Origin of the sequence: Streptomyces sp. NPDC050636 (assembly GCF_040654775.1) — a bacterium.
In the GTDB taxonomy this organism is placed as follows: Bacteria; Actinomycetota; Actinomycetes; order Streptomycetales; family Streptomycetaceae; genus Streptomyces.
In genome coordinates, this window is record NZ_JBFAIP010000012.1 from 1 (window position 1) to 13,392 (window position 13,392).

General features: G+C 70.2%; 9 protein-coding genes. 7 read left to right on the forward strand and 2 right to left on the reverse strand.

The window, feature by feature from the left end; all coding sequences use genetic code 11:
* The first annotated feature begins 119 nt into the window (after window positions 1-119).
* The 5 genes from AB0I10_RS13270 (at window position 120) to AB0I10_RS13290 (ending at window position 7,147) form a co-directional block, all read left to right on the forward strand.
* The gene (locus AB0I10_RS13270) at window positions 120-1,436 is read left to right on the forward strand and encodes an ROK family protein (protein WP_363152534.1); all 1,317 of its coding nucleotides are present in this window, start codon (window positions 120-122) and stop codon (window positions 1,434-1,436) included.
* Window positions 1,437-1,594: 158 nt separating this feature from the next.
* On the forward strand, window positions 1,595-3,007 hold the full coding sequence (locus tag AB0I10_RS13275; protein ID WP_363152617.1) for a family 2B encapsulin nanocompartment shell protein: 1,413 nt from the start codon (window positions 1,595-1,597) through the stop codon (window positions 3,005-3,007).
* Between the two features lie 173 nt (window positions 3,008-3,180).
* Window positions 3,181-4,596: a family 2B encapsulin nanocompartment shell protein gene (locus AB0I10_RS13280; protein ID WP_363152535.1), complete on the forward strand. Its 1,416-nt coding sequence runs from the start codon at window positions 3,181-3,183 to the stop codon at window positions 4,594-4,596.
* Window positions 4,597-4,831: 235 nt separating this feature from the next.
* Complete coding sequence (locus tag AB0I10_RS13285; protein ID WP_363152536.1) at window positions 4,832-5,518, forward strand: N-acetylmuramoyl-L-alanine amidase; 687 nt, start codon at window positions 4,832-4,834, stop codon at window positions 5,516-5,518.
* Window positions 5,519-5,818: 300 nt separating this feature from the next.
* A complete protein-coding gene (locus AB0I10_RS13290) occupies window positions 5,819-7,147 on the forward strand; it encodes a phosphodiester glycosidase family protein (protein WP_363152537.1) in 1,329 nt (442 codons plus the stop codon).
* Here the strand turns inward: AB0I10_RS13290 and AB0I10_RS13295 are convergent.
* Entirely contained in the window at window positions 7,136-8,356 is a 1,221-nt protein-coding gene (locus AB0I10_RS13295; protein ID WP_363152538.1) for an MFS transporter, read from the reverse strand. The genes AB0I10_RS13290 and AB0I10_RS13295 overlap by 12 nt on opposite strands.
* Window positions 8,353-8,547, reverse strand: a complete 195-nt coding sequence (locus tag AB0I10_RS13300; protein WP_363152539.1) for a hypothetical protein — start codon at window positions 8,545-8,547, stop codon at window positions 8,353-8,355. The genes AB0I10_RS13295 and AB0I10_RS13300 overlap by 4 nt, the downstream gene beginning before the upstream one ends.
* 264 nt (window positions 8,548-8,811) lie before the next feature.
* On the opposite strand from AB0I10_RS13300, the gene AB0I10_RS13305 reads away from it, so the two are divergent.
* Window positions 8,812-10,044: an Ig-like domain-containing protein gene (locus tag AB0I10_RS13305; RefSeq protein WP_363152540.1), complete on the forward strand. Its 1,233-nt coding sequence runs from the start codon at window positions 8,812-8,814 to the stop codon at window positions 10,042-10,044.
* Between the two features lie 26 nt (window positions 10,045-10,070).
* The gene (lysX, locus tag AB0I10_RS13310; RefSeq protein WP_363152541.1) at window positions 10,071-13,385 is read left to right on the forward strand and encodes a bifunctional lysylphosphatidylglycerol synthetase/lysine--tRNA ligase LysX; all 3,315 of its coding nucleotides are present in this window, start codon (window positions 10,071-10,073) and stop codon (window positions 13,383-13,385) included.
* Window positions 13,386-13,392 lie beyond the last annotated feature (7 nt).

Genomic DNA, 13,392 nt, shown 5'->3' on the forward strand with positions numbered 1-13,392 from the left:
TTCCCCCCCCACACCCTTTAAAACCCCCAACAACCACCCAATTTCCCCCCCCCCCCCCCCCCCCCGGGGGGGGGGGGGGGGGGGGGGCGAAGATCAAAATCGTTTCCGGAGGATGCCCGATGCCCGCCACCCCCGCCCGCGACACCCAACACGGCATACGCCGCCGCAACCTGGCCCGCGTGCTCCAGGCCGTGGCCGCGGAGGGGCCGGTCTCGCGCGCGGGGGTCGCGGCACGGATCGGGCTGACCCGGGCGGGCGTCGCGCCGCTCGTCGATGAGCTGCTGCGGGCCGGGCTGCTGGTCGAGACGGGGCGGGCGGCGCCCAGCGGCCGGGGCAGGCCGGGCAGCGAGCTGGCGGTCAGTGAGCGCGGCCCGGCCGGGATCGGGGCCGAGATAGGCGTGGACCATCTCGCCGTGTGCGCGGTCGATCTGCGCGGCCGGGTCCGGGCCAGGGTGGCGATCGAAGCGGCGAACCGGCACAGTGAGCCCGGCCCCGTACTGCGGCGGCTGTCCGCGCTGCTGGCGGAGGTGACGGCGGGCATCGCCGTCGAGGGGCTGCGCCCGGCCGGCCTGGCGATCGCGGTCCCGGGTCTGGTGGCACGCGGCTCGTCGACCGTCGTGCACGCCCCCAACCTCGGCTGGCGGGAGGCGGATCTCGCGCCGGGCCTGGCCTCCGTACGGGTCAGGTCCGCGGGATGCGACTCCCCCGGCGGCGGCACACCGATCCCGCTCACCGTCGAGAACGAGGCCAATCTCGGCGCGCTGGCCGAACTGCGGCTGGGCGGCGGCGCGGCCGGGCTGGCGCCGCCGTCGGACTTCGTGCATGTCTCGGCCGAGATCGGCATCGGTGCCGCGATCGTCGTGGACGGTCAACTCCTGCGTGGGGCAAGGGGGTTCGCGGGGGAGCTGGGGCATGTGCCGGTCCATCCGGACGGCCTGCCGTGCGGCTGCGGCGGGCGTGGTTGCCTGGAGCAGTACGCGAGCGAGGAGGCCGTACTGCGGGCGGGCGGTCTGACGCCCGATGAGGCGGCGGCCGGGCTCCCCGGGCCCGGTGCCCGTATCGCGCTGCTCGCGCGCCGGGCCGCCGACGGGGACGCGGCCGTCGTCCGCGCGCTGGCGGGGGCGGGGACGGCGCTGGGCATCGCGCTGGCCGGGACGGTGAATCTGCTCGATCCACGGGCGGTGATCCTCGGCGGCGCGCTGGCCGGGCTCGCGCCCTGGATCCTGCCGTCCCTGGAGCGGGAGTTGGCGCTGCGGACGGCCGTCGCAGCGGATGTCGCCGTCAATGGACAACCCGGCCGCCCTTTGGTGGCGGTATCGCGACTGGGGGCGGACGGACCGCTGCTGGGGGCGGCGCATTCGGCCCTGCGGGCTCTTCTGGACGATCCGCTTTCCGCCGGCGCCCCGACAGACTCTCCCCCCAACCGAATCCGCTAAACCTTTCCATGGAAAGGGATTTCCATGCCACCCGTTCGAGCGATTGTGCTGATAAAAACAGCGCCACTATCTTCGCCTTGGCGGGCTGCCGACGAACTCCCCTTGAAATGGGGCATCGGACTGGTCGCGTCGCACCCTTCGAAAGAGATAGGTGGAGCATTGTGACGATTGCCGACCAGACGCTGAACGGAAACACTGAAGATACCCCCAATTCAAGTCTGAGCACCACCGCTGCGCGGAATTTGGCGACCACCACCAAAACCCCGCCGCAGATGCAGGGCATCAGTTCCCGCTGGCTGTTGAGACTGCTGCCCTGGGTGCAGGTATCCGGCGGTACGTACCGCGTGAACCGCCGGCTGGCGTACACCGTCGGCGACGGGCGCATCGACTTCGACATCGCCGGCACCGATGTCTCGATCATCCCCGATGAGCTGCGGGAACTGCCCGCGCTGCGGGACTTCACCGATACCGAGGTGCTCGGGGCCCTGGGCGAACGCTTCACCCAGCATGAGTACGCCCCGGGCGAACTGATCGCCGAGGCCGGCGGGCCCGGGGACCGGCTTGTGCTGATCGCGCACGGTCGGGTCGACCGTATCGGCACCGGCAAATACGGGGACGAGACCGCGCTCGAAGCGCTGGCCGGCGGCGACCACCTCGGTGACGAGCCGCTCACCAGCACCGATGCGACTTGGGAGTTCAGCTACCGCGCGGTGACGCGGGTGACCGTCATGGCGCTGCCCCGGCAGGCGGCGCAGGAGGTCATCGGCCGCTCGCCCGAGCTCCGGGAACATCTCGCGACGGTCGGGCGGGGCCCGGAGCGTCCGATCAACGCGAGCGGCGAATCGGCGGTCTCCGTTGCCTCCGGGCACCATGGCGAGCCGTCCCTGCCCAGCACCTTCGTCGACTACGACCTGGCCCCGCGGGAGTACGAACTCAGCGTCGCGCAGACCGTACTGCGCACCCACACCCGGGTCGGCGACCTCTACAACGACCCGATGAACCAGGTCGAGGAACAGCTCAAGCTGACCATCCAGGCGCTGCGCGAACGCCAGGAACACGAGATGGTCAACAATGCGGAGTTCGGGCTGCTGCCCAACGCCGATCTCAAGCAGCGCATCCACACCCGCACCGGTCCGCCCACCCCCGACGACCTCGACGACCTGCTCGCGACCGTCTGGAAGGACCCGGGCTTTCTGCTCGCCCATCCGCGGGCGATCGCCGCGTTCGGCCGGGAGTGCACCGCGCGCGGGCTGTATCCGACGGCGGTCGATTTCATGGGGCATTCGCTGCCGTCATGGCGGGGGGTGCCCATCTTCCCGTGCAACAAAATCCCGGTGACGAAGGAGCGGACGAGTTCCATTCTGCTGCTGCGTACCGGCGAGGAGAATCAGGGCGTAGTCGGTCTGCACCGCAATGGGATTCCCGACGAGTACGAGCCGAGCCTCTCGGTGCGTTTCATGGGAGTTGACGACCGGGCCATCGTCAACTATCTGGTCAGCGCCTATTATTCGGCGGCGGTTCTTGTGCCCGATGCGCTGGGCGTTCTCGAAGACGTGGAAGTCGGGCACTGAACGATGCGCGGAAGGAAATAGCGCACCACCAGGCAGTCCTATGGACTCCCGGAGTTCACTATGCCGTATCCGGCACGGAGGCGTGCTTACGCGGCGGCCCCAGCACTCAACGTATTCACGCCCTCGTAGCACCTCAGCACCTCAGCACCTACCAGAACAGGTGAGCTTTCTTCATGACCACGTCTGTGGATCCGACGTCCGTCCCGCAGCCCTCCGAGATCCAGCAGAACCGTTCAAGCTTGGACACCTCGGCGGCGCGCAAGCTGGCGACCACGACCAAGACCGTCCCGCAGATGCAGGGCATCTCGTCCCGCTGGCTGCTGCGCATCCTGCCCTGGGCGCAGGTCTCCGGCGGCACCTACCGGGTCAACCGCCGGCTTACCCACACACTTGGCGACGGCCGGGTGGAGTTCATCTCGCAGGGCTCCGAAGTCCGGGTGATTCCGGCGGAGTTGCGCGAGATGGCGCCGCTGCGCGGCTTCGACGACCCCGCGACGCTGGAGGCGCTGGCCGACCGGTTCGTGCAGCAGGAGTTCGCGCCGGGCGACGTCCTCGCCGAGAAGGGCCGGCCCACGGACCGGGTCTTCCTGATCGCGCACGGCAAGCTGGACCGGCTCGGCACCGGCAAGTACGGCGATGAGACGGTCCTGGGAGTGCTGGCCGACGGTGACGCGATCGGCGAGGCGGCGCTGCTGACGGCGGACGCGGAGTGGGAGCACTCGGTACGGGCGGTGACCCGGGTGACCGTCCTGACGCTGCCGCGCAGCGAGTACGAGGCGGTGCTCGACCGGTCGGAGGCGCTGCGCGACCATGTCGAGAACTTCCGCTCGGCGCTGGTACCGGCGCAGAACAAGCACGGCGAGGCGGCGATCGAGCTGGCCGCGGGGCATGTCGGCGAGCCGGAGCTGCCGGGCACCTTCGTCGACTACGACCGCGGGCCGCGGGAGTACGAACTGAGCGTCGCACAGACCGTGTTGAAGATTCACTCGCGGGTCGCGGACCTCTACAACGACCCGATGAACCAGCTGGACCAGCAGCTGCGGCTGACCGTGGAGGCGCTGCGCGAGCGCCAGGAGCACGAGATGGTCAACAACCGCGAGTTCGGGCTGCTGCACAATGCCGATCTCAAGCAGCGCATCCACACCCGCAGCGGCCCGCCCACCCCGGACGACCTCGACGAGCTGATTTCGCGGCGCCGTAAGACGCAGTTCCTGCTGGCGCATCCGCGCACGATCGCCGCGATCGGGCGGGAGTGGAACGCCCGCGGGATCTATCCGACCGGTGCGGAGGTCGCGGGTACGGCGGTCCGTGCCTGGCGGGGCATTCCGCTGCTGCCGTGCAACAAGATCCCGATCAATCCGGACCAGACCAGCTCCATTCTCGCGATGCGGGTCGGCGAGGAGAATCAGGGTGTGGTCGGGCTGCACCAGACCGGTATCCCGGACGAGTACCAGCCGGGGCTTTCGGTGCGCTTCATGGGAATCAATGAGCAGGCCATCATCAAGTACCTGGTCAGCGCCTACTACTCGGCGGCGGTGCTGGTGCCGGACGCGCTGGGCATTCTGGAGGACGTAGAGATCGGTCACTGACCGGCGTCCGGCCGGCCGGGTGCCGCACCTCCGCCCTGGGGCCAGGGCCGGGGGTACGGCACCCGGGTGACGCCCAATCAGGTGCGCCGCTCTTCTGACCTGGTTGTTCCGTCTTTGGTCTGGCCATTGGCAGTTCGTCCCTTCTCTTGGCAGGGCATGTCTTATGTACGCATGATGAACACATCACATGTGCGTGACATGTACGCGACCCTCTCGGTCCTTGTCAGGAGTTCACATGGAGCACGACCGCCCCCTCCCGGCCCGACGACGTCTGCTCACCGGCGCGGCCGCGCTTGCCGCGGCCGCCGCACTCACCCCCCTCACGGCGACCACCGCACGCGCGATGCCGCCCCCCGCCGACGTGCCCGGCGACACCCCGCCCCCCGCCGGCCCGCCGGACGGCACCGCTCAGAGCGGCGTCCCGCTGGGCTCCGCCGACTATCCCCCCTGCCACTGGGTTCCGGCCGACCCCGCCAACTACACCGCCGCCGACCGGCCGACGCAGTATCCGGTCGACCTGGTCGTGGTGCATGTGACCCAGGAGACCTACAAGGACACCATCCGGCTCTTCCAGGACCCGAACCACAAGGCGGCCGCGCACTATGTCGTACGGTCCGCCGACGGCTATATCGCGAGGTGCGTACGCGAGCGGGATGTCGCCTGGCACGCCGGCAACTGGGACTACAACACCCGCAGCATCGGCATCGAGCACGAGGGCTGGATCGACAAGCCGGAGTACTTCACCGACGCGCTCTACGAGCAGTCCGCCCTGCTGACCGCCGCCATCTGCGACCGCTACGGCATCCCGAAGGACCGGGAGCACATCATCGGTCATGTCGAGGTGCCCGGCAGCGACCACAAGGACCCCGGCCAGTACTGGAACTGGGCCTGCTACATGGACCTGGTCAAGGCGGCGCGCTGACTCAGCCAGCCGGGCAGAAAAGCCTCCGGGCCCGGCGTTCGGCCCGGGGTGCTCGTAGTCCTTGTGCGCGTGGGCGTGCGCGTGGGCGTGTGGCAGCGGTACGGGGCCGGTGGGGCGGGCTGGGCGGTCACGGACGGCGGGTGCGAGTGCGGGTGCGGGTGCGGGTGCGGCCAGGTTCGTGACGAGGGCGGCGGCGAGCGACACGGCGGCCGTTCGACGAGTGTGCAGATTCCTGACATCTGCGGGTCATAGTGGGCGTCTTCGGCACCTGGGACAGTTGGCGCGACGTCAGGGGGGCTCGTGAAGCAGCGATTCGGTCGTGTTCGCGCGGTACTGACGGTGCTGGTGGCGTGGGGCGTGCTGGCCGGCGGTGGGGTGGCCGGCGGTGCGCGGGCCACCGCCGCGGGCGACACCTTCCGCCGTTCGGATGCGGTGCCGGTGGCGCCCGGCGTGGAGTACGGCGAGTTCCTGGTGACGGTGCCGCGCGGCACCGCGCACGGGCATCTGCTGACGGTCGATCTCACCGATCCGCGGGTCTCGGTGGATCTGCTCTATCCGGGGGCGGTCGGCGCACGGTCACCGGTGTCCCAACTGGCGGCGGGGCGGGGCGCGGTGGGGGCCGTCAACGGCGACTTCTTCAATATCAGCGAGGCCCAGCACCCGGGGGTGGAGGCGACCGGCGCCCCGGTGGGACCGGCGGTCGCGTCCGGGCGGGAGCTGAAGGGCGCGGTGCCCGACGGGCAGCGGTTCGGCCCGGTCATGCCGCCCGGCGCGTCCACCGAGGACGTCATCGGCGTCGGCTACGACCGCCGGGCGCGACTGGACCGGCTGGCGCTGCGCGGTGCGGTGCGGACCGCTGAGGGGACACTGCCGCTGCGCGGGCTCAACCAGTACGCGCTGCCGGTGGACGGTATCGGGGCGTACACCGCGCGGTGGGGTGCCACGTCCCGGGTGCGGGCGACCTGCGGTACGGACACCGACCGGGCGGCGCCGTGCACTGCGGAGACCGCCGAGGTGACGGTCCGGCACGGGCGGGTGGTGGCGCTCGCGGAGCGGCCGGGCGGTGGTGGGGTCGCCGCGGGGAGTGTGGTGCTGGTGGGCCGTGAGGAGGGGGCGCGGCAGCTGCGCAAGCTGCATATCGGCGATCCGGTGAGTATCGGCCGTCGTCTCGTGGGCAAGGGGCCGGTGCCGCTGCGGTTCGCGGTCGGCGGCTTTCCGATCCTGCGGGACGACCGGCCGGTGGGCGGCCTGGACACGGTCACCTCGGCGGTGCGGACCGCTGCGGGAACCGGGGGCGGCGGCCGGGTGCTGTATCTGATGGCGCTGGACGGGACGCCGGGTGAGGCCGGTCTGACGGTACGTGAACTGGCGGATGTGATGGGCCGGTTGGGCGCGCGGGACGCGGTTGATCTGGACGGCGGCGGGTCCTCGACGCTTGTCACGCGCGATCCGTACGACCCGGATGCCATGACCCTCGACCCGGATGACCCGGACGCCCCGTACGACCCGGACGAGATCGCCCTCGACCGGTACGACCCGAATGACACAGGAGTCGTCGTACGCAACCATCCTTCGGGTGGTGCGGAGCGGCCGGTGCCGAACGCGATCGGGATCTTCTCACTCAGGTGAGGCGGGTGAGCCGGGTGAGGCGGGTGAAGCAGGCGTCCCGGTGGCCTCGGCGCCCGCGGTGCGCATCCGGCCGAAGGCATAGACGCAGCCGGCCAGCGCCAGGTCGGAGAGCAGCATGAAGCCGATGGAGTAGGAGCCCTTGCCGCTGTAGACCGCCCCCATGACGAGCGGCGGTACAAAGCCGCCGAGGCCGCCGCAGGCACCGACGATGCCGGTGACGCTGCCGACCTGGCCCTGTGGTGTGACCCGTGAGACCAGGGCGAAGATCGAGCCGCTGGCGGCGCCCAGGCCCGCCGCCATGACCAGGAAGTCGATGGTGCCCACCGGGTACAGCATCGGGTCCAGGGCCTGGACGACGGCGAGCAGCGCCACCACGCCGAGCGCCCAGGCGGTGACGACGGCCGGGTGCACCCGGTCCGAGCACCAGCCGCCGATGGGCCGGAAGACGACGGTGACCAGCGCGAATCCGGCGGCCTTGGTGCCGGCGTCGGTGACGCCGAGGCCGTACCAGGTCTGCAGATAGGTCGGTAGATAGACGCCGAACGCGACGATGCCGCCGAAGCCGATCGCGTACAGCGCGGCCAGTTCCCAGGTGCCCCGGAGCCGGCCGGCCGCGGCGAGGCGGGTGGCGAGGGAGGTCTGCGGGACGGGCCGGTCCGGGGCGTCGGTGATCATCAGCGCGGCCAGCATCGCGAAGACGGCGAGCGCCACGGCGACGACGAGGTACGGCAGGTTCTCGTCGTACTTGTGGATGCGGGGGGTCAGATAGCCCGAGAGCGCGACGCCGCCCATGCCCATACCGAAGATGCCCAGGGCGAGGCCCCGTTTGCCGGGCGGGAACCAGCCGTTGACGAGCGGGATGCCGATGGCGAAGGTGGTGCCGCCGAGGCCGAGCAGAAAGCCGGCGGCGAGGAGCGTGGGATAGCTGTGCCTGGCGGGGATGAGGAGCAGCACGGGCACGATGGTGAGCGCGGAGACCAGCGGGAACATCAGCCGGGCGCCGTACCGGTCGGTGAGCGCGCCGACCGGCACCCGGCCCAGCGAGCCGACCAGCACCGGCACGGCGACCAGCACCGCCTCCTCGAAGCTGGTCAGGCCGAGGCCGGCTTTGAAGGCGTTGCCGAGCGGGGAGATGAGGTTCCACGCCCAGAAGGTGATGGTGAATCCGAGGGTGGCGAGGATGAGGTTCCGGTAGGCGGACACCGTCACGGGCGCACGCTGCTCACCACATCCGCCGCGCCGGAGAGCCCATTGTGAATCTCCGGGGCGAGGCTGCTGCTCGCCAGGTAGAAGCCGAGCAGCCCGCATACCAGGGCGTGCGAGAACTTCAGTTTTCCGCTGCGCAGGAAGATAGCCGCCAAGATCGTCAACAGGAGCACGATAGAGATCGAAATAGCCATGGGACACCTCCTCGACCGCCGCCCGAACGGGCGGCAATGGGTGGCCAGTTTGGCGTATTTCGGGTATGCCCGGTTCGAGGCTGGATGCGCCGATCGGGTGATGACTGCGGGTCACTGGCTGTAATCCTCTGACTGGTGCAGCACCCCTCAACACGGTGGTGATGTGGCGTGGATCACATCACTCCCCGCAACGAGGCACCACGATCGACCGTCTTAGCGGCCGACATCGCCCCCCACCCGCACCACTGACGGAAAGCCCCGCCCATGAGCCTGCCCGCCGTCCCCCGCCCACGGCCTTCCCGGCCGTCGCGCGTCGCCCGCACGCTGATCCCGCTGATCGGCATGGCCGCGCTCACCGCGTGCGGCGGCAGTGCGGCGTCGGCGTCCAAGGGGGACCCGGTGCAGGTAGGGCTGGGCGCGGCGAACGGCACCAAGACGGTGCGGGCCGGCGACAGGCTCAAGGTGACCGCGAGCGGCGGTGTGCTGACCGAGGTGACGGTCACCGACCCCAAGGGGCGGCGGCTGCCGGGCGGGCTCGGGAACGGCGGCACGGCCTGGATTTCCCGCGCGAAGACCGCGCCGGGCACCAAGTACTCCGTGGTCGCCAGGACGAAGAACGCCCAGGGCGGCACGTTCGAGGCCAAGGAGTCGCTGACCACGGCCAAGTCGGACAAGCTCAACAAGCTGGTGCTCAGTCCGGGCTCGCAGGGCGCCACCGTCGGCATCGCCCAGCCCATCATGATCACCTTCGACTTCCCGGTGACCGACCGGGCCGTGGTGGAGAAGCATCTCAAGGTCACCACCAGCAACAACACGACCGGGTCATGGGGCTGGGTGAAGGACCACAGCGGCAAGGACCGCGTCGACTGGCGGCCCAAGGAGTACTGGAAACCCGGCACCACCGTCGCGCTGCGGGCCGACCTGAACGGGGTGGACTCCGGCGGCGGCCGCTACTTCGCGAAGGACTACGACCTGGCCTTCGGCATCGGCAGGAGCCAGGTGGTGAAGGTCGACCTGGACGCGAAGCATCTGTCGTTCATGGAGAACGGCAAGGAGGTCAGGAGCATTCCCATCTCTGCCGGGAAGCCGGACGCCGAGCACGCGACATGGACGGGCACCTTCCCGTTGATGGCGAAGGAGGGCACGATCAACATGAAGCAGCATCTTGCCCGTGCCGGGCGGGCCGAGACCGTGGGCCTCGGCGACGCGTACAACAAGATGGTCCGCGACTCGATGAAGCTCACGAACTCCGGGACATACGCGCACGCCGCGCCCTGGAACGCGGACAATGTGGGCCGGACCAACGCCAGCTCCGGCTGTATCGGCATGATCGATTCGGATGCGGACTGGCTGTACGGCAAGATCCAGGTGGGTGACCCTTTCGAGGTCACCGGATCCTCCGTACGAGGGAAAGCTGACCGGACCAACGGGATCGGAGACTGGATGGTCGACTGGTCCCGGTGGCGGAAAAACAGCGCCCTCTCGTCGAGCAGCTGACCCCTTTCAGAGCCTAATGTGACGGAATGAGCACCGTGCAGGACCAGGATCAACTTACGGGGTGGCAGCGCTTCAAGCGCCGCGTCCCCAATGGCTTCGCCATCATCTTCAGCGTATTGGGGCTGTTCTGCGCCCTGACGGCGCTGATCGGGCCCTTGCGGCGCGGGCTCCAACCGGTGATCTACTGGCTGGACACCCTCACCATCCCCGTGGCGCCGAACTTCGCCTATGCGGCGTTCCTCTTCCTGTTGGCCGCGGCGATGACCGCGCGCAAACGCGTCGCCCTGTGGTTCGTCGTTGCCTACATGCTGCTGGTCACGCTGGCGGACGCGCTGTTCCTGGCCGCCGGGTACTGGGAGTTCGCGTTCTCCCTGGTCCTGTGCACCGGAGCGCTGCTACTGCTGCTTGTCTCGCACCGCGAGTTCTACGCGATCACCCGGCGCGGCGCGTTCCTGCGGGCCGCCCTGGTGCTGGCCGCCGGGCTGGTGGTGGCGGTGCTGATCGGCTGGGGCCTGGTCTCGCTCGCCCCCGGGACGCTGGAGGCCGGCGGCGCCAACCGGCTGCTGTGGGCCGCCAATCGCGTCTGCGGCGGGCTGGTCGGCGGCCGGATCGTCGAGGGCCATCCGCCGCACTGGATCAGCACCGTCCTCGGCCTGCTCGGCGCGCTGGCGCTGCTGAACGCCGCCGCCGCGCTGTTCCGTTCGCAGCGCATGGAGGCCGCGCTGCACGGCGACGAGGAGTCCCGGATCCGGGCTCTGCTGTCCCGTTACGGCAACCAGGACTCGCTGGGCTACTTCGCCACCCGCCGCGACAAGGCCGTCGTCTTCTCCCCCAGCGGCAAGGCCGCCGTCACCTACCGCGTCGAGGCCGGCGTCTGCCTGGCCAGCGGTGACCCGGTCGGCGACCGTGAGGCATGGACGCCGGCCATCGAGGCCTGGCTGGAGGTCGCCGTACGGTACGGCTGGCAGCCCGCCGTCATGGGCGCCAGCGAGGACGGCGCCAAGGCGTTCGCCCGCAGCGGCCTCGGCGCGCTGCAGCTCGGCGACGAAGCGATCCTGCACGTTGCGGGCTTCGACCTGGACGGCCGCGAGATGCGGGTGACCCGGCAGGCCGTCAACCGCGTGCAGCGCACCGGCGCCACCTTCCGGGTCCGCCGCCACTCGGCGCTCTCCGACGACGAGATGCAGGAGGTCATCCACCGGGCGGACGCCTGGCGGGACACCGAGACCGAGCGCGGCTTCTCGATGGCGCTGGACCGGCTCGGCGATGAAGAGGACGGCGACTGCCTGCTGGCCGAGGCGTTCGACGGCGACGGCAACATGATCGCGCTGCTGTCCTTCGTCCCGTGGGGCAAGGACGGCATCTCGCTGGACGTGATGCGCCGCGACCGCACCGCGCCCAACGGCGTCATGGAGTTCATGGTCGCCGAGCTGTGCGCGCAGGCCGGGCAGTTCGGGGTGCGCAGGATCTCGCTGAACTTCGCGGTCTTCCGGTCGGCCTTCGAGGAAGGCGCCCGGATCGGCGCCGGCCCGGTGCTGAAGGTCTGGCGCAAGCTGCTGCTGTTCTTCTCCAAGTGGTGGCAGCTGGAGGCCCTCTACCGGTCCAACGCGAAGTACAACCCCGAGTGGTACCCGCGGTTCCTGTGCTACGCGGATGCCGGCGCGCTCGCCCGGATCGGTCTGGCCTCCGGTATCGCCGAGGGCTTCGTGGCCGTACCGAGCCTGGGCAAGCTGTGGGGCAAGGGACACAAGAAGAAGGTGCTGGCCCCGGCGAGCACGGCGGGTCTGCCGTCGCTGCACGAACTGGGCCTGGTGCACGTCCCGGTCACCGAGGCGGAGCAGCGGGAGCAGGAGCTGGCCGCGCTGCCCGAGCAGGTGCGGGTGCGCCACCACAAGCTGGAGCGGCTGCGGGCCGCGGGCACCGACCCGTATCCGGTGGGCGTGCAGCGTACGCACACACTCGCCGAGGTCCGTGCCGAGCACCCGGACCTCGCGTCCGGTACCCGTACCGGCAAGGTCGTCAGCGTCGCCGGGCGGGTGCTGCTCACCCGCGACCACGGCGGGGTGCACTTCGCGGTGCTGCGGGACTGGTCGGGCGATCTGCAGATCGCGCTGACGCGGGACGGCAGCGGCGACGAGACGCTGGAGCGTTTCGGGTCGGACATCGATCTGGGTGACCATGTCGAGGCCGAGGGCGAGGTCGGCGCGAGCGATCGCGGTGAGCTGACGGTGTTCGTGTCGCAGTGGCGGCTGACGGCCAAGTGCCTGCGGCCGCTGCCGGACAAGCGGCGCGGGCTGTCCGACCCGGAGGCCAAGGTCCGCCAGCGGTATGTGGATCTGGTCGTCTCGCCGGACGCACGGGAGACGGTGCGGGCGCGCAGCACGGCCGTGCAGGCGCTGCGGCAGGGGCTGATCGACCGCGGTTACCTTGAGGTCGAGACGCCGATGCTGCAGCAGATCCATGGCGGCGCCAACGCCCGGCCGTTCCACACCCACATCAACGCGTACGACCTGGATCTGTATCTGCGGATCGCGCCGGAGCTGTATCTCAAGCGGCTGTGCGTGGGCGGTATGGAGAAGGTCTTCGAGATGGGCCGGACCTTCCGCAACGAGGGCATCTCGTACAAGCACAACCCCGAGTTCACCATGCTGGAGGCGTACCAGGCGTTCGCCGACTACGACGTGATGCTCGATCTGACCCGGGAGCTGATCCAGGGGGCGGCGGTCGCGGCGTTCGGCAGTGCGACGGCGCGTAAGGCGGATGCCGACGGTCGGCTGGTCGAGCACGACATCTCGGGGTTGTGGCCGGTCAAGACCGTCTACGGCGCGATCTCGGAGGCACTGGGCGAGGAGGTCGACGCGGATACCGAGCCGGATGTGCTGCGGCGGCTGTGCCGTACGTCGGCGGTGCCGGTGAAGCCGGAGATGGGGCGCGGGGACATCGTCCTGGAGATGTATGAGCGGCTGGTGGAGGAGAAGACCACACTGCCGACGTTCTACAAGGACTTCCCGACCGATGTCTCGCCGCTGACCCGTCAGCACCGCAAGGACCCGCGGCTCGCCGAGCGCTGGGACCTGGTCGCGTTCGGCACGGAACTGGGCACCGCCTACTCGGAGTTGACCGATCCGGTGGAGCAGCGGCGGCGGCTCACCGCGCAGTCGCTGCTGGCGGCGGGCGGTGATCCGGAGGCGATGGAGCTGGACGAGGACTTCCTGCAGGCCCTGGAGTACGCGATGCCGCCCACGGGCGGGCTGGGCATCGGTGTGGACCGGCTGGTGATGTTCCTGACCGGGCTGTCCATCCGGGAGACGCTCCCCTTCCCGCTGGTCCGGCGCCGCTGACGGCGGG